This is a genomic window from Paenibacillus sp. MER 99-2 (assembly GCF_023714095.1).
Classification (GTDB): Bacteria; Bacillota; Bacilli; order Paenibacillales; family Paenibacillaceae; genus Paenibacillus.
Map to the genome: position 1 here is coordinate 316,680 of NZ_JAMAUZ010000001.1, position 17,583 is coordinate 334,262.

The following is a 17,583-nucleotide window of genomic DNA, read 5'->3' on the forward strand; positions in this document are numbered from 1 at the left end:
GAGGATGTTCAAAAAGTCCGCTTTTGATTACGCAGGATGCCTAAAGGCATCATCAACGTCGAATATGGAATTCAGCCGAAATAAGTAGATGCTTACGAAGGTTGTTTCCTTCAGAAACAATGTAGTTGCTCACGTAGTTTTGCCTACGCTCCGCTACTCCATTTCTATCTTCATCCCATCTTCTCGGTACTGAAAACTGCCCTTTTTGAACACGCACTTATAGACAGATTCGCACAGCTCCGTTGTAAACCTGCCTGACATTCCTTCAAGCGCCGTATTGGTGAACGCTACGACACTAAGCTCCTGGCTCGGATCAACAAACCAGGAGTGCCCATAGGTACCGCCCATCCGCCACGTTCCTGGCGATTCAGGTGTATTGGCTTCTTCTGAGTCTTTTAGTAGCGTGAAACCAAGTCCAAAACCTCTCCCTGGCCAGTAGGGCATCTCAAGGTTACCAATTTGATTGGTGGTCATTTCTGTGACAAGAGCCTTCGGCAAAATGGGATGTCCTCCTTGCCGCAAAGCTTCCAGCAGCTTAAGGAAGTCCCCTGCACTGCCAATCATGCCGGCTCCCCCGGAAGGGTAAGCTGTCTTATCCATAAACCTATTGGGTGAGAGGAGGAATCCTGCGGTCCCCTCGATGAAAGGAATGGTATCAAAATCATGCAAGCGCCGGGGTTCTCCAGTACTGTCTGCGTAAGCCGTAGTCAATCTGTCTGCATCCACAGCCTTGAAATCGGTGTCCATCATTGATAGCGGATGTGTTACAAGCACCTGTACAGCTTCACTAAGCAGCATTCCAGTTACCTTTTCGATGACTGCTCCGAGCACGTCTGTTGCTATGGAATATCTCCACATTTTCCCTGGCTCATATAAAAGCGGGACAGACGCGAGTCTTTGCAGATTCTCTTCAAGTGTAATTCCAACCGAATCCATGCCGTCCGATACCCCGGCAAGCTCATAAGTTCCCTTTTCCTCTTGGAAGAAACGGTAAGTTAAGCCTGCAGTATGTGTCATCAGATGGCGTACGGTCATTGGAACATACTGTCCGTTGGGCAGTTTGGGACGAAAGGTGGGCAACCATTTTTCCACCAGATCGTCTAACTGTAATCTTCCTTGCGAAACTAATACTAAGGCTGCTGTTGAAACGACCGGCTTGGTTACCGAAGCATATCTAAACAACGCATTTTCCTGCATCGGTCGTTTCTGCTCGCGATCGGCCCAACCAGCAGACCTACTGTAAACAAGGTTTCCGTCTAACGCAATTTGCACGACTGTACCCACGATTCTTTTTTCCTCAAGTGTGCGCTCAATTACTTCATTGACGCTTTCGTGCAACAATTCCGGATCTATAGTTTTCATGTGTCTCATCCTTTTCTGCTGTAATTTACTTGATTATATATAGCAAGTGAGTTTATTATATAAATAATTTCTGTTACCTTACATAAAAGAAACAAGTTATATAAAGAAACTTCCGATGATTATTAAGGCGTTTAGAAGAAATAACTTTTAAATTAAAGGGGTGTGATTTTCTTGGATGAGATCGATAAAAACATTCTGCTCCATTTGCAGAATCAGGCTAGATTATCAATGACAGATTTAGGAAAACTGGTGGGGCTGTCTCAGCCAGCCGTTACGGAACGTGTAAAACGCATGGAAGAAAAGGGAGTTATCGAGGAATACCGGACTGTCATATCTTCGCAAAAATTGGGTAAGCAATGCACGGCCTATATGCTTATTCGAACCAGGAATTGTTATCCTTTTCTTGATTTTTGTCGTTCTTCACCGGAGGTTACGGAGTGTTACCGGATAAGTGGGGAGCATAATTATTTATTGAAGATTCTCACAGAAACAACCCAGGAGCTGGAGGAGTTTGAAAACAGATGCGATCAATATGGCACCTATACGACTCTAATCGTGATGTCTTCACAGATCGCTTACAAAAATCTGATTGGAGAAACGAATTTGCTTGCATAAGGTGTATTTCTATAAACACCCAAAAAAGAACCCGCTCTAGGACGGATTCTTTTTTGGTTATACATACTTATGGATTCCATTAGGAAGGGAAGCCATGCTTTTTTGCTAGCCAAGCTGCAAGCAAGGAGGGGAGCAAGAGGATAATTAATGATCCGGGAAGGAAGCCGGCGCCAAACAGCTGGAGAAGAAATCCCCCAATTATGCCTCCGCCGCCGATTGCCACATTCCATGCGGTAACCAGCATAGATTGAGCGATATCTGCGCTTTTTCCCCCAGCTTGTGCTATCGCCGTTTGCAGTAAAGTGGCTGCTCCGCCAAATGTAAGCCCCCATGCTGTAACACCAAGAATGATGATTGCAGGTTGATTCATTCCAATTCCCAAGGCTACAGAAGCCAAAGCAAATCCTGTAATGCTGATTAATACTAACATTCTTAGAAAACGGTCAATCAGCATGCCTATCACCCAGATGCCAACAACCGAGGTAATTCCGAAAATAAGAAGAACTAGATCCACTCGCTCCGCAAACGCGGTTTCCGCAAGATAGGGTGCAATATAAGTGTACAAAATATTATGAGCTAATACCCAAGTCAACACGACAAACAAAATCGTCCGTATACCAGGAACCAGGAAAATCTTGTACAAAGGCAGTTGATCACCCGCAGGCTCACCTTCATAATCTGGTACCTTCCAGAGCACCCATCCAATAAGAACTACAGCTAGTAAGGATACTACTCCGAAAATGAAACGCCATCCTGTATAAGCACCGAAAAAAGTGCCCAGTGGAACGCCCAATGCTAATGCCAACGGGGTGCCAATCATGGCTACGGCCATCGCTCTACCTTTCAGCGAATCAGGCACCATACGACGTGCATAACCAGCCGTCATCCCCCACAGCACACCTGCCGACACACCTGCGAAGAAACGCGCGACAAGCGTCAACACATAAGAGGAAGATAACGCGGTGATCGTGTTAAATACTAGAAAGCCGATAATGCACAGCAGCAGAAGCGGCCGGCGTCTCCAACTGCGGGTAGCGGTTGTCAAAGGAATGGCGGCAAGAAGAGAGCCAACCGCATAGAGAGTGACCAATTGTCCAGCAAGAGCTTCTGTGACCCCAAGATCCTGTGCAATTTGCGGTAATAATCCAGCAGGCAGGCTTTCTGTAAGAATGCAGATGAATCCTGCCATAGCTAAGGCCAACAGCCCAACCCACGGAAAACGTAAGGAAGACGACATATTAACATCATCTTTTCTTATAAGAGCAGTGTTTGAGTTCACGAAAAAATCTCCTTTGTTTATTTTTAGCCGCTTAATAAGATTTGGCTTTCGTAAAAGTACGTGTTCAAAAAGATCGGTTTTGAACAACCTCTATAAGCATATAAAAATAAAACATTTCTCTACATGGCTGATTAAAGGAGAATGAAGCGAAATAAGAGGAAAATACGTTTATTTATATATAAATTCCATGATTATAAAGGTGAAAAGGCAGCATCGCTAGATGCCGCCTAATCATAAACCGTATTTGATGAGAACTAGCAGATCAATATCTACGCCTTATCCAGATCATATCTCCAAGCCAGTAAACGATGTGGTGCATCTTCTGTAGACAGCCCGATGAAAAGTTTGGCTTGGTGATGATACAACTGTGGGTGAACTTCTGTCGTGGTCGCAATACAAGTCAGGGTAGGGCAATTCCATACGTGCAAATCCAGCCCATGTCTCCATGTAAAAAGCGTATCTTCATCTGCGGCCATGCCCGCTTGAGCATGGGGGAAGACACCTTCTATTGGACTCGTTGTGTTGAAGGCAGGCACAGAAGTGATGACGCCGATTCGCTCACCTGTTTGTGCATTAAAGAAAATGATAGCGGGTGATACGCCCTCTTCCTCCCAATCTTCTTCATCCACCATTTCTTCGTCTACTTGACCCCAGATTGCTATGGTATGAGGGGCAATCCAGGCGGAAGGCAGGTCCCAATCCATGGTTTGCCATAGATCATGGATCGAAGATCCGTCCTCCGATTCCCATACATGGCTTAACCAGTTTTCCAAACTCCAGGAACGCGTAATACCTAGAGGCGCCCATACCCAACCACTATCTACAATCCATTTCTGATCAGGAGACACGCTTAATTTACCATGAAAATAATCGAGATAATGTTCACTTGTATCAGGCTCATCCGTATTCTGACTGGAATCGTTATGGTGTATTGGGGTGTGTCTTACTGTAAGAGATTCACCAAGGAGAACGTCGGTTAGATCTAACCGATTCCACTCTGTGCCATGGACTAAGATTAAACGCTGATCTATATAAGCAAAGCTTAGTGGGTATGTAGATACATCATAATGATAGTCGTCTCGCGACAATTGCAGGATTTCTTTTCCATCTAATAGATCATATACAGCCGCATGTTGTCCATACACATTAGATACTGCAGCGACAGCTCCATCTGGACTAATAACGATCTGAACAGGATGAAGTAGATTAAGATCAGGGATGTTCGTTTGCAGAATTCGCTCGGTTACTCCGGTATGTAGGTTAAGCTTCCATAACTCAGCATGGTCATTTAAGGCAAGGGCCATGATCCGCTCTGGGTCAGGGGATTCCTCGGTTAGTTCTTGGATGGCTATTAATGTTCCAGGTGAAGGATGAAGCTCAGGAAGTGGAACGGAATAAAAAGACATGATGCACCTCCGAAATAAGGGTTTTACAAGATTTGTACACGGTGTTCAAGATTCAATATAATAGGGAGAAGAATATATTGTCAAAAGCTTAAACAATATACATAGGGTTAGAGGTAGAGGAGGAGGCAAGCCTGATGAATTGGGTGGAAATTAGCAAAATAAAAGATGTAAATCAAATTCGGGAAGCAGTGCAAGGTTTGAATATCAATGAGAGAGATGAGCGGGGACGGACACCATTGATGCTCTGCTTAACTGCGCGCATGCCTGCTGAAGGCATACGCTGTTTATTAGAACAGAACCCAGATCTGGAGATCGAAGATAAACTTGGGGATACCGCACTCAAAAAGGCGATACGATTCAAGCAGGTGGATGCCATTTCGCTTCTACTTGAATTTGGAGCTAAACTTGATTCTCCTAAGGGCATTCTAGGCACGGCATGGAACGCTGCACGCTCTAATCCAAACATCGCTGATCTGCTAGTAGATACACCAGGTGCAATCCGGTTGAAGTTAACCGAAGACGAGCAAAGCAAGGTGGATGCCATTATATACGAAGAATCGATAGAGAAGGCCATTGCCAAGATTCGTGAACTGGATTCCGCAGTGCTGGTGCATGCCGTTGTTAGCGAATATAACTGGGATGATGGACCTGAGCCGATGCTGGCTGTTTGTGAACATCCGGCATGTGCACAGATAACACAACTGGATATGCTAGAGTTAATGGAAGCAGACTACTGGCTTGAGATGGATGAGGATGAGGTGCACCAGCGTGTTGACGGCTCTGCTTATCGTCTGCTCGCAGAGCAGTTGTCTGATAGACAGTCCAGAAGGAGTTGAGCAATAATGGACTCTCGTATCGAGAAAGCCATAGTAGAACAGTTGCAGCAGGAATTACAACAAAGCAACATTGAACACTTCTACATTTACAGCATGGTGAGCGAATTGCTGATCATGTGAAAAAAGGTTGGTTGAACAGTGACAACAACGATTAGCAATTTAGTTAGTGTCTGGCTGGGGCTCCTCCACTAAAACATAGTTTCATTGATCCAGAGCATTTAGGCTCGCAACCGCAGCTTGCTAATCATATATGTTCAGCAAGCTGTACCTCAAATCCGTCTGGGTCAGTAATGTAAATAAAGCGCAGATGAGCATTGGGTTGAATCGGGCCGCGTACAATCGGAATATCCATCGCTTTTAGTTGCTCTATCGCTTCCTCTAAGGAGTTTACTTCATAGCCAATCGATATGCCGGCCTCCGGTTTAAGAATGGATTCGCTCCCCTCAATCAGTTCTAGCTTTGTTTCATTTTCCATGCCCAGCATAGCAATCTGTCGTCCGCGACTCTCGAATCTGCGCTGAATCGGAAGTCCTAGCTTTCCGTTGTAAAATTCAAGCGAGTTCTCTAGGTTGCTCACTCGCAGGGTGATCCAATTTAGTTTGACCAACATAAGAGAAATCTCTCCTTTTTGTATGCCGTATTCATCAAGGTTAGGTTCATTATACAAAAGTATAACGTTGAATGGGAACGGATAAATGCTAATATAGCAGAAAGGTTCATAAGAACTATTTACTTCTAATTTTTCATTTCTCCATAGTGGGAAAATAGGTATAATGAACTTACTAGTGATGAAAATTATGGTATTCCAAGAGGTGTATCTATCTGTTTAAGTTCTCCTAATTAAATTTAATAGAACTTTTGTGAATATCAGATGTAACATCATAGAAAATTATTAGTTCAGCTAACTAAGATAGCATTTAAGGAGGAAATATGGCAGCATTTTTTACATCTCCCGAATTCGCATGGGGGTACATTAGTTTAATGGTTTTAATTTTTGCTATATGTTTCACGCGTGTTCTTCTCCCATATGGAAGTAGCAAAAAAGCTGAGTCTATTATTAGAGCTAAACTTGATGAACTATCCAGTCTCACTGATACGACAACTAAGTTTCAAACTTATAATGACTGGATGGAGAATCAGAGTAACAAGTACATAAAGGAACATTTGTTTATCTCATGGAAGAGTTTCTATGGGAAGTACATGAGCTATCAGCAAAAAGGCATACTTTACACACCGGATGTGTATGATTTCTTTTTTGAAGAGCCTTTAGTACATAAATTTGGAAAAAGAAAGTTTGCAGAAGTTGTTGCAGGAATTTTTCTCTCCATGGGGATTGTAGGAACCTTCGTTGGAATTGCATTCGGGGTATCCCAAGTGCATGTTAACGGCGGCTCGAGTGTTATGCAAGATGGAATTAGCTCCTTACTTACAGGAATGAAAGTTAAATTTGCATCGTCGATTGTCGGAGTTCTACTGTCTCTTATTTGGCAGTTAATTGATAAGGGGATTTTTTATCCGAAGCTTACCAATGCATTTGGTAGTATTCGCCAACAGCTTGATGAGGCGTTTCCAACACAAGACCAAAGTACATTATTGTTTAGCATGGATCAACGGCAAGAAAAGCAGATGCAGGATTTTCAGTCTTTTTTGTCAGATGTACTTATCCCAAATATGGTTAACGGTGTGGCAGATTCAATTCAGAAATCACTTGCACCTCAGATGGAACGAACAGAGAGAATGATGACTGACTTGATGCAGACAACGACATTGAACCAATCCGAGGGTATGCAGCAGATGGTTAATCAATTCGTTACTCAGTTGAATGAATTAACTGGGGATCATATGAAGAATCTTGGAGCAGCATTAAATAATACCGTCGAATGGCAGAAGAAAGTACATGAAGAGATGGGAGCCCTTGTGCAATCCATGCAGGAGTCGGCTGCGGGACAGTCAGCAATGGTAGATAAGACTACTCTTCTTACGGAGCAAATCCATAACTATACAGAGCAAATTACGGATTACCAGACCGTGTTGGAGAAAACCGTATCCGAACTAAATGACACAACCGAGAAAAATAGTGAGCTTCAAAAGGTTACAGCGGATCTGTTAGACAAGATGACGGAAGAACGAAACACGTTTAATGGTTATTTTGAAAGTCATATGAACACGCTTAAAGACAATGTAGATTCGATTGTAAACCAAACAGAATTACAAGTGAATTTCCAACAACGCTTAGAAGAGAATCTGCAGAGGATATCCATTATCACACAGAGTCAACAAACACTGGCTGTCACATTGTCTCATCAAGCTGAGCTCAGTCAAAGATCGAATCAAGAACTTGAACTTATCTTTGATAAATTCACGAATAATAATGCAGAGTTTGTTCATATCCAAGGCGATATGCAGTCGCTGATGAAAGACATTCAACATGAACGCGAAGTCGTAGAGAGTATATCAACCAGGGTGCAAGACCAACTGACCGAACAACTGGAAAGTATGGATCAACGGGTAGAACAGCTACAACAAGTGTGGACTTCAGCTAGCGAATCGATGTCTAAGACCAATAAACATTTGGAAGTTTCTATGAATCAGTTTACAGATGATATGCATCGGGGTCTCCAAAACACGTTCACCCAATTTGATCAAGAACTAACTAAGTCTGTTCAGCATTTAGCGAGTGGGGTGGACGCGATTCAGGAAGGTTTGATCGATTTACCCGATGCTATGCAGACATTGAAGCAAACGGTGTTGGAGATCAACCGTCAATCCAAACGGATTATGAATCCGGTAACTTCAGAGTAAGGTGATGATGCATTTTGGCTAGAGGATTTCGCAATGAGCGCCATATGTCGCGAGCACACGAAGGGGAGAAGGAAAGTTTTTGGGTATCTTACACCGATCTCATGTCGGCGTTGCTTGTCATATTTGCTCTCGTACTTATGATTACCATATATAATACCCAATCGGCGTATGAAGAGAAAGAAGCAGCAATTAATGAGAAAAACCAGATGATTGAGGAAGTAATTGGTGTCAAGTCGGAAATCATTCAGGAACTGATCAAAGCGTTTAAAGATTCAGATCTGGCTTTGGAAGTCGATCCTCAGACAGGAGCAATTCGTTTTTCCGGTGGTGTATTCTTTAATTCGAATAGCAGTCAAGTTTCGGTTAATGGCAGAACGTACTTGGAACAGTTCATTCCACAGTATATCAATATTTTGCTGTCAGATCGCTTCCGGAATGAAATATCGCAAATAATTGTTGAAGGCCATACAGATACGGCAGGTGGATATCTTTACAATCTAAAGCTTTCCCAAGACCGCGCACTTTCTGTTGTTGAGCAAGTATTTCAGCCTAACTTCCCAGATTTCAAATATAAGGATGAACTAAAATCAGTTATTACGGCTAATGGTCGTTCCTTCAGCATACCGATTCTGAAAAAAGATGGGTCGATTGATGCCAATAAATCTAGACGGGTGGAATTCAAATTCCGCTTGAAAGACGATCAACTATTAGATCAGCTTCAGGGATTAGGTGAAAGAGATGGAAATTAACCAATACTTTTATCAATTCTCGTTTAAACCGCAAATGCTCACGGAAGAAAGAATTAAAATGGAACGGAAATATAAAAACAAACAAGCGGACATTATCAGGCAGCGCAGCAGAATGTTGCTTCCGAAATTGCTGGAAGTAATTCGTGTTACACCCATGGAAAATATCGTGGAATTGGCTCAGTCGCTGAAGAAAATGGAAGTGTTGATGCTAATCTATAACGACTATCCTTTTCCTAATGAAAACCAGGATACCCGACAGAAGATTAATCGTATTTTAACAGCGCGTTATTCTGTGGAAGTAGGGAAGACCGCGTGGGGAATTTTCCAGCATCAATACGAGGAAACTTACTTAATGGAACTTTTACGCGCAATCTATCAAGTAGATCAATTTGGGTTTCTGTTGCTTGAAGATAAAATGCAGCACCACATGGAAAATGCAATGTATCACAAGTCTGGTATCGTACAGGGGATTATCTCTGCCCTCTTACTGACGGGAACCAAAACGACAGAAGCATTTCATGCTTTGAAAATTGAAGAAGAGTCCAAATTGGAATCGACTTTGATGCGGAAGATATTGGAGCAGGGTCTTGCGCAAGATCATATCATTAACCGAGATGGAGCCGATTATATTGTAAGGCTGTTAGAGAATTATTCAATGGACGAATACAAGCAGCTCATACAAAACTATTTCGAACCACGTAAATACACTCAATTTCATGTTGCGATTGTTCAGCAGGCTGTCGCTAGATTGAGAGATCCCAGAGAACGCGTCACAGATTGGCAATTTCTAAGTTCCGAAGCCCTTGAAGAAGTCAAACGCTGGCTTATCCAAAAGAAATTGCAGATTTTATTTGAAAATGACCAAGATAATCAACGTTTGAACTATTGGAAGAGATTCATTGATTATATGCAGGATGTAGAGCTTATCCAGGATCCCATGATCGCATTCATATATTTCAATGAATTCGTTGTCGTTGAATACGGTCAGATGGGAGCGGCCTATTTCTATCATCGTGAAGGATTCGACGAAATCATTCGCCCGATAAGCACATCGCCGACTTTTAGAAACAGCAGAAGTAGTAGCAATAAAGAAGCGATGCTTAAGATCCCTGAAACGACTCGGAGAGGCATCCCTCTATTTATAACGAAATTGGGGCATCTTGGTCGAAACTGGGATGACAAATTCGATAGTTACATGAGACAGTATTTGAACGGAAGATTTTAGAAGATAGGAAGGCGAAAGCAAATGGCGGGTCTCTTTGGTTTCTTGAGTAAGCGTCGAAAGTCGGAAGATGGCACAGCTTCGGACATCCAGGTTGAGAAAAAAGTGGTTCCGAATGGGCTGTTGTATTCCATTGTTAGAGAAGGAAAGGCACTTCAATTCCCCATTGGTCTTAGAATCTCCGAATTGCGGCAGATTAGCAATGCAGAGCTGTTAGAGACATTAGAGGACATGTGGTTCGAAGGATACTTGGATCAGCAAGATAGCAACTATGTCTTAAATATAGAAAAGTTTGACGATGTACCCCAAGAACTGCGGGATCGATTGGGTATTCCTGCATCGACGAAGTTTGACCTGAAGTTAGGTCATGAGAGCGCAGTGGGGACGCCTCATTTTAAATTCGTGTTGGAAAAGGCCCATGGTTCGTGGAACCATTTAGAACGTACCGCAAAAAGAATCGGTCCATGGCATGTACTGCCTGATCAGCAGGTACTGCTTATGGATTCGGAACAATATCAATTTCAACAGTTGATTGATCAGGCCCCTAATCCGATAGACCAGGAACGTATCTTCAGTTATGTGGCGGAAGTTCGCCATTGGGCAACACATCATGGATATCCTATGGATGACTATCTGCTACATCAGGAATACTTGTTCGTTGATGAACTGGATATCGGATTTGAATACAATTCAGAAAGCATTTCGTTTCATCCAGAATATCGTTCTTCGGATCCAGTTAGCCCAGAAATGTTAGATGAAATGGGTTCTTCCTCTCAACGTTATGCGGTGGATCGTGAACGCAGAAAGGTGTTTGTTAAGCCTTCGGTTGCGGATCATGCCGATCGTATTCGGGAGTTGCCTGCAATTGAGGGAGCAGATATTCCGAAGTTTGTCGAAAACCCCGAAGCCTATTTGCCTGAAATGGAAGGTATAGATTTGTCGTTGTTCGGTGAACGAGTAAAGTCGCTAGGTATTCGAGTCTATAAAGCCCAGCCATTCGTACATGCGTCCGAACAAGAGCGAGGATGGTTTGAACTAGATTTTGGCTTCACCGCTCAAGACGAAACTGGAGAAGTACAACACACGTGGGAAGCTTCTGAAATGTTGGATTTAATCTCACAGGCCAAGGAACAAGGTGAGGACTATATCGAGTGGAACGGAAACTGGCTCAAATTGCCTCAAGATGCTGAGGCCTTTGTAGAAAATGCGGATACTGCAAAACGAGAGATGCTGAGTAAAGGTAACTTGGTAGATATAACGAAGCTGCCGTATGTATTGGAAATTTACGAGAATATCAGTCGGCTGGAGTTTAATCAACCTATTCTACAAGCCCAGCAAGAGATGAAGGATTTAGGCGTATTCGCCAAACAGCCGCCCGAATCGTTCATTGCTTCTTTGAAACCGTTCCAAACAGACGGATTTGTATGGATGAAATCACTCCATTATCGTAAATTGGGAGGTTTATTAGCCGATGATATGGGGCTTGGCAAAACGATACAAGTAATTTCTTTTCTTTCCTATCTCCAAGACATTGGAAGGCTTGCACCCTCACTGGTTGTGGTACCCAAGACGCTGATGGATAACTGGGAGAAGGAAGTGCGCAAGTTTGCTCCTACTTTGTTGAAGTCATTATACCTTCATCGTGGAACGGAACGACTGAAGGATGCGGAAGAGCTGAAGCACATCGGTATTACGGTGACGACGTATCATACATTAGCGAAGGACCAATTGGCATTTGGACAAGTCAATTGGCAAGCGGTGATCTGTGATGAAGCGCAGGCGATAAAAAATCCCTCAACGGCTGCTTCTAAGGTACTGAAAGCAATGAAATCCAAATTCCGTCTAGCTATGACAGGAACGCCTGTTGAAAATGGGTTGAGTGAATTGTGGTCGATCATGGATTATGTGCAACCAGGCTTGTTGGGTAGTCTCAGTCAGTTTAAGGAAGAATTTGTGAACAAGCTTATTACGGATGCTAAAGATGCAGATGTCGAACAGCAGCTCCTGGCTCGAATGGCAATGGTGTACAAGCGGCGCACGAAATCAGAGGAGCTTGGCGATCAATTGCCAGCGAAACAGGCTGTCATCATCCATGTACCTTTGGGATCAGAACAGGAACGTTTATATAGCGAAGTCATGACATTAGTCAAAAACAGAGCCATGGACGGTCTGCAGGCTATTCAGAAATTAAAGGCACTTAGTTCTCATCCGGGATTGGTTGCGAATCAATACATGGATATCCCTTATCATCAAGTACCTAAACTCAAAGAAACGGTGGAGCTGATTCGTCAAGTTAAGGCAAAAGGGGAAAAAGTCCTGATTTTCACCGAATATATTAAAATGCAGGACATTTTACGAACGACGATACGTGACTGCTTTGAAATTACGCCCATCATTATTAACGGCATGACCGATCGTAGGCAAGAGCAAGTGGATCACTTTAACAGCAAGGCAGGCTTCGACGTAATGATCTTATCTCCAAAAGCAGCAGGAACAGGGCTGACGATTACTTCTGCCAATCATGTGGTTCATTACACACGCTGGTGGAATCCAGCAGTAGAGAATCAGGCCACAGACCGAGCATATCGGATCGGTCAGGACAAGCCTGTGACGGTATATTACCCGATTGTTACTGACACGCGAGGCATGACCAAACAAGGCGCGGTCGAAGAAATCGTCCACCGGATCTTGAGCGAAAAACAGGAGATGGCGTCATCTATTATTGTATCCAGTAAGAAATTAAGCATTGAGGACGAAGTGCTGAAGGGAATATAAATTTGGAAACCAGTAACGCGGGAGAGTAAACACTCTGACGAATGTTATTGGTTTTTAGTATTGCAATACTAAAATAATGAATGATATAGTGTAACTATGAACAATAGGGTACAAAGGAGGTGTACAGTTGTTCCAGGGCTTTTGGGATTTATGTTGGAGCCATGATTTAAAAACACGTGATCACCTTCTGCGTGAAGCCGTTCGAGTAGCTAAAATGAAGCAGTATATGGATCAGATTCCTGTTAAACGTGATGACATTGCAAAAGACCCTGAATTGTTGTTTGGGCGAATGAAAGAACATATTGGCACGCTGGAACTTGGACATTTCCCGGGAGATCGGGAGTTGTTTTATAAGCTTTATCATCTGGGCAAAGATATCGACCTTTTGGAATATGGGTTACAGACGATTCGCCAGGATCGGGTGATTGCCTCGCTGCAAGTGCATTCCGGATTATTTCGGACTTTCATCGAATATGGATTAAGACAGAAGAATGGTCGAAATTGGCTAGTGACTGAAGCGGAGAAGTTTTTCGAGGGACTATCCAAAGAACAGGTACTACCGGAAGGCGTGAAGCTTACTCTTTTGACGGATAATTACATAGTAGCGGTACTGTTGAAAACGTACTACGTGGATCAACCCGCTGTTAGGGTAATACAAGGCTCGATCTACCATCCCCTACCGCTAAACGAATCTTTTGACGCTGTACTCTCTGTACCCAATTTCGGATTGAAACTGGAAGAACAGGACATCCAAATGCGTGAGGCGGAAGGAGTGGCGATTCAGTACGTTGCTCCCTTGCTTGCTCCAGGTGGGAAACTGATGTCTGTGTTGCCAGCGCGTATGATGTTTCAATCCGGTGCAATCGGAGAGTGGCGCCGTGAAATGAATAATCGTTTTCCAGTATCAGCGATACATGTCTTGCCAGAGGGCTTGTTTCGACCGTACACTTCAGTTAAAACCTATCTGATCTTGTTCTGTAATGAGCAGTCTGGTGCTGATATTCAATTAGGACGATATAAGCTGATTTCTTCCACATTACAAGAAGTGGATGTGATTGGATATAAGCAAGCGGCTTTTCAGCAACTTGAAGATTGGCGTATTGAGTTGTTGCTTGATCAGGACAGTCAGACCTTGGCGGCTTTTCAGCAGGCAGCTATTCCGAAGATTAAACTTAAAGCAGCCGCGGATCTCTTCAGGGGGAAGTCCATATTGAAGCAGGATCTGCAACCCGGATCAGTCTCCGTGTTGAACATCTCCAATCTTGAGAATGGGGAAGTGATACTGAACCAACTGGAGACCATTCAGGAAGAAGAACGGAAGGTGAGGCGTTACGAAGTACTGTCAGGGGATCTGGTGATGACCTGCCGAGGTACGCAGACGAAACTTGCAGTGTTTCCAGGTCATTCACAGATGGTGATCGCCTCTGCTAATATGATCGTGATTCGTTTTCGGGAGCAGGTAGATAGCATGTATGCCAAGATTTTTCTTGAAAGCTCGGTCGGTCTTGCCTTGATCCAAAGTTTTCAGCGTGGGACCACTGTTATGAATCTAAATCCTGCTGACGTAGGAGAGATTGAGATTCCGTTATGGCCTATGGAGAGACAACTTGCGATGAGTCAACAGTATAGGGAAGAAAAAAAATTGTATATGGACACGATTCAGGCTGCCACAAAACGGTGGGAACAGCAGAAGGAACAGATGTATACGGAGTTATTTTAATATGAATGCGACTAGGAGGATTTTACAGAATGGCAACAGCGAATATCGGATTTGAAGAGAAACTATGGAGCCTTGCAGACAAGCTGCGTGGAAGCATGGATGCAGCAGAATACAAGCATGTAGCGCTTGGGCTGCTGTTTCTAAAATATGTATCGGATGCGTTTGAAGAGAAGTATGCAGAATTAGAGCTGGAGCCTTATGCAGACGTGGAGGATCGGGATGAATACACAGCAGCGAATGTGTTCTGGGTGCCGCAAGAGGCTCGCTGGAGCCATATTCAAAAGAACGCCAAGCTGCCAGAAATCGGGCAAATTATCGACAACGCCATGGTGCTGATCGAGAAAGAAAATCCGTCCCTCAAAGGGGTGCTGCCCAAAGATTTCGCTCGTCCGGCTCTAGATAAAACTCGACTGGGTGAAGTCATCGACGTGTTCTCTTTCAAAGTTGGGGATAAAGATAGCCGCTCCAAAGATGTGCTTGGTCGGGTCTATGAATACTTCCTGAGCAAGTTTGCTAGTGCTGAGGGTAAGAATGGTGGGGAGTTCTATACGCCATCCAGCGTTGTAAAGCTGCTGGTCGAGATGATTGAACCGTACAAGGGACGGGTGTATGATCCATGTTGCGGTTCAGGTGGCATGTTTGTCCAGAGTGAAAAGTTTGTAGAGGAGCATCACGGTAAAATGGGAGACATCGCGGTGTATGGGCAGGAATCGAACCCGACGACGTGGCGTCTGTGTAAGATGAATCTGGCGATTCGTGGTATTGATGGCAATCTGGGAGAGCATCATGCCGATACCTTCCATAATGATGTGCACAAAAATCTGAAAGCAGATTATATTCTCGCCAATCCTCCGTTTAATATTAGCGATTGGGGTGGCCAGCGTCTGGTCGAAGATGTACGTTGGAACTATGGTATTCCACCAGTAGGAAATGCTAACTATGCCTGGATTCAGCATATGGCTTCTAAGCTTGCCCCAAGCGGTGTTGCTGGATTCGTATTGGCGAACGGTTCGATGTCAACCAGCACAACGAGTGAATGGGAGATTCGCCGTCAAATGATTGATGCAGATTTGGTGGATTGTATCGTCACACTGCCAGGACAATTGTTTTATTCCACTCAAATTCCGGTGTGCCTGTGGTTTATGGCTAAGAACAAAGCTCCGAAGGGGCTACGTGACCGTCGCGGTGAGATTCTGTTCATCGATGCGCGTAAGATTGGACATATGGCAGACCGTACTCATAAAGAACTGAGTGCAGAGGACATTAAGAAAATTGCAGATACGTATCATGCATGGCGTGGACAGAGTGAAGCTGGAGACTATGAAGATGTGAAGGGCTACTGCAAAGCAACGAAGCTGACTGAGGTGCAGGAGCATGAATACATTTTGACTCCGGGTCGTTATGTAGGCATTGAGGATGTGGAAGAGGATAGCGAGCCATTTGAGGACAAAATGATGCGTTTGACTAGTGAGCTGGCAGAGCAGTTTGCCAAATCACGTCAGTTGGAGGATGAGATTCGTAAGCAGTTGGGGGGGATAGGGTTTGAGTTCTGAGTGGAAAGAAGTTCATTTGCAAGATCTTGTAACTTTAAAGAGGGGATATGATCTTCCTAAAGCAAATCGTCTCAATGGAATTTTTCCAATTCTAGCGTCGAACGGTATAACGGGATTTCATAATGAATTTAAAGTTAAAGGACCAGGAATTGTTACTGGGAGAAGTGGGACTCTTGGCGAAGTGATGTTTATTAATAAAGATTTTTGGCCATTAAATACAACTCTGTATGGCAAACAATTTCATGGAAACGATATTAAGTTTGTCTATTACTTTCTAAAGACTTTAAAACTCCATAACTATAATTCAGGTAGTAGCGTTCCAACTTTAAATCGAAATCATATTCATTCCTTGCTTGTTAAGATTCCTAGTAAACCTGAACAATATAAAATAGGATGTGTACTTTCTTCTCTTGATGATAAAATCGAACTCAACAATGCTATCAACAAAAATCTTGAAGAAATGGCACAGGCTTTGTTTAAACGTTGGTTTATTGACTTTGAATTTCCAAATGAGAATGGTGAACCTTACAAATCAAGTGGTGGAGAGTTCGAGGAAAGTGAATTGGGGCTAATTCCGAAGGGGTGGAATGTAGGTGTTTTTCAGGATTTAGTAATTGACGTATTTGGAGGAGACTGGGGCAAGGAAACGTCTCAAGGGAACTATACCGAAGAAGTTACATGCATACGTGGTGCTGACATACCTGAAATTGTTAAAGGGAATACAGGAAAAGTGGTAGAAAGATACATCCTAAAGAAGAATCTTGAGAAGAAAAAGCTATGTGCAGGAGATACTATTATAGAAATTTCAGGTGGAAGTCCAACTCAATCGACAGGAAGAACAGTATTGATTAGTAACGAAGTTCTATCTAAATTTTCGACAGAAGTTATAGCTACCAACTTTTGTAAAGTAATCAGACCTAATAAGAAGTATTCAGAATTTCTATTTTGCTATCTATCGTATTTTTATATGGAAGATTACATGTATCAATTTGAGAATGGTACGACAGGAATCAAAAATTTAGATATGGGTAGTTTGTTTAGCACTCATAAAATCTCTATACCAAGTAGTGCAATAATTAATAAATTTGCAGAAATATTTAATGCGTTGTATATAAAAATACAAACTACTGGTAACGAATCTAATAATATCGGGCTTATTCGCGATTCCCTTCTCCCCAGACTCATGTCTGGAGAAATTCGCGTTCCAATGGATGAGCAAGAACAAGTAACCAACAATTAGCGTGACTCAATTCATATCGTTACA

13 protein-coding genes are annotated in these 17,583 nt (G+C 43.2%); 9 read left to right on the forward strand and 4 right to left on the reverse strand.

Annotation, left to right across the window (positions count from 1 at the left end; genetic code table 11):
• Positions 1-153: 153 nt before the first annotated feature.
• Positions 154-1,362: a serine hydrolase domain-containing protein gene (locus M3636_RS01430; RefSeq protein ID WP_251381068.1), complete on the reverse strand. Its 1,209-nt coding sequence runs from the start codon at positions 1,360-1,362 to the stop codon at positions 154-156.
• 171 nt (positions 1,363-1,533) lie between these two features.
• On the opposite strand from M3636_RS01430, the gene M3636_RS01435 reads away from it, so the two are divergent.
• Positions 1,534-1,977: an Lrp/AsnC family transcriptional regulator gene (locus M3636_RS01435; protein ID WP_128103078.1), complete on the forward strand. Its 444-nt coding sequence runs from the start codon at positions 1,534-1,536 to the stop codon at positions 1,975-1,977.
• A gap of 79 nt (positions 1,978-2,056) precedes the next feature.
• On the opposite strand, the gene M3636_RS01440 is transcribed toward M3636_RS01435, so the two are convergent.
• Positions 2,057-3,256: an MFS transporter gene (locus M3636_RS01440; protein ID WP_251381069.1), complete on the reverse strand. Its 1,200-nt coding sequence runs from the start codon at positions 3,254-3,256 to the stop codon at positions 2,057-2,059.
• Positions 3,257-3,525: 269 nt separating this feature from the next.
• Complete coding sequence (locus M3636_RS01445; RefSeq protein ID WP_251381070.1) at positions 3,526-4,662, reverse strand: hypothetical protein; 1,137 nt, start codon at positions 4,660-4,662, stop codon at positions 3,526-3,528.
• Between the two features lie 134 nt (positions 4,663-4,796).
• Between M3636_RS01445 and M3636_RS01450 the strand changes: the two genes are divergently transcribed.
• Positions 4,797-5,498 carry a DUF4274 domain-containing protein gene (locus tag M3636_RS01450; protein ID WP_251381071.1) on the forward strand — a complete coding sequence of 234 codons (702 nt, stop codon included), beginning with the start codon at positions 4,797-4,799 and terminating at the stop codon, positions 5,496-5,498.
• Between the two features lie 244 nt (positions 5,499-5,742).
• On the opposite strand, the gene M3636_RS01455 is transcribed toward M3636_RS01450, so the two are convergent.
• Positions 5,743-6,108 carry a VOC family protein gene (locus tag M3636_RS01455; RefSeq protein ID WP_251381072.1) on the reverse strand — a complete coding sequence of 122 codons (366 nt, stop codon included), beginning with the start codon at positions 6,106-6,108 and terminating at the stop codon, positions 5,743-5,745.
• A gap of 590 nt (positions 6,109-6,698) precedes the next feature.
• Here M3636_RS01455 and M3636_RS01460 point away from each other — a divergent pair.
• From M3636_RS01460 to M3636_RS01490, 7 genes are all read left to right on the forward strand, one after another.
• Positions 6,699-8,300 (forward strand): hypothetical protein, encoded by a 1,602-nt coding sequence (locus tag M3636_RS01460; protein WP_251381073.1) that lies wholly within the window; start codon positions 6,699-6,701, stop codon positions 8,298-8,300.
• A 14-nt stretch (positions 8,301-8,314) separates the two neighbouring features.
• Complete coding sequence (locus tag M3636_RS01465; RefSeq protein WP_251381074.1) at positions 8,315-9,049, forward strand: OmpA/MotB family protein; 735 nt, start codon at positions 8,315-8,317, stop codon at positions 9,047-9,049.
• Positions 9,039-10,274 (forward strand): hypothetical protein, encoded by a 1,236-nt coding sequence (locus M3636_RS01470; RefSeq protein WP_251381075.1) that lies wholly within the window; start codon positions 9,039-9,041, stop codon positions 10,272-10,274. Before M3636_RS01465 ends, M3636_RS01470 begins: the two co-directional genes overlap by 11 nt.
• A gap of 21 nt (positions 10,275-10,295) precedes the next feature.
• Complete coding sequence (locus M3636_RS01475) at positions 10,296-13,046, forward strand: DEAD/DEAH box helicase (protein ID WP_251381076.1); 2,751 nt, start codon at positions 10,296-10,298, stop codon at positions 13,044-13,046.
• A 127-nt stretch (positions 13,047-13,173) separates the two neighbouring features.
• Positions 13,174-14,766 carry an N-6 DNA methylase gene (locus tag M3636_RS01480; protein WP_251381077.1) on the forward strand — a complete coding sequence of 531 codons (1,593 nt, stop codon included), beginning with the start codon at positions 13,174-13,176 and terminating at the stop codon, positions 14,764-14,766.
• 29 nt (positions 14,767-14,795) lie between these two features.
• On the forward strand, positions 14,796-16,319 hold the full coding sequence (locus tag M3636_RS01485) for a class I SAM-dependent DNA methyltransferase (RefSeq protein ID WP_251381078.1): 1,524 nt from the start codon (positions 14,796-14,798) through the stop codon (positions 16,317-16,319).
• Positions 16,309-17,559, forward strand: coding sequence for a restriction endonuclease subunit S (locus M3636_RS01490; protein WP_251381079.1), 1,251 nt, complete (start codon positions 16,309-16,311; stop codon positions 17,557-17,559). Before M3636_RS01485 ends, M3636_RS01490 begins: the two co-directional genes overlap by 11 nt.
• The last annotated feature ends 24 nt before the right edge of the window (positions 17,560-17,583 follow it).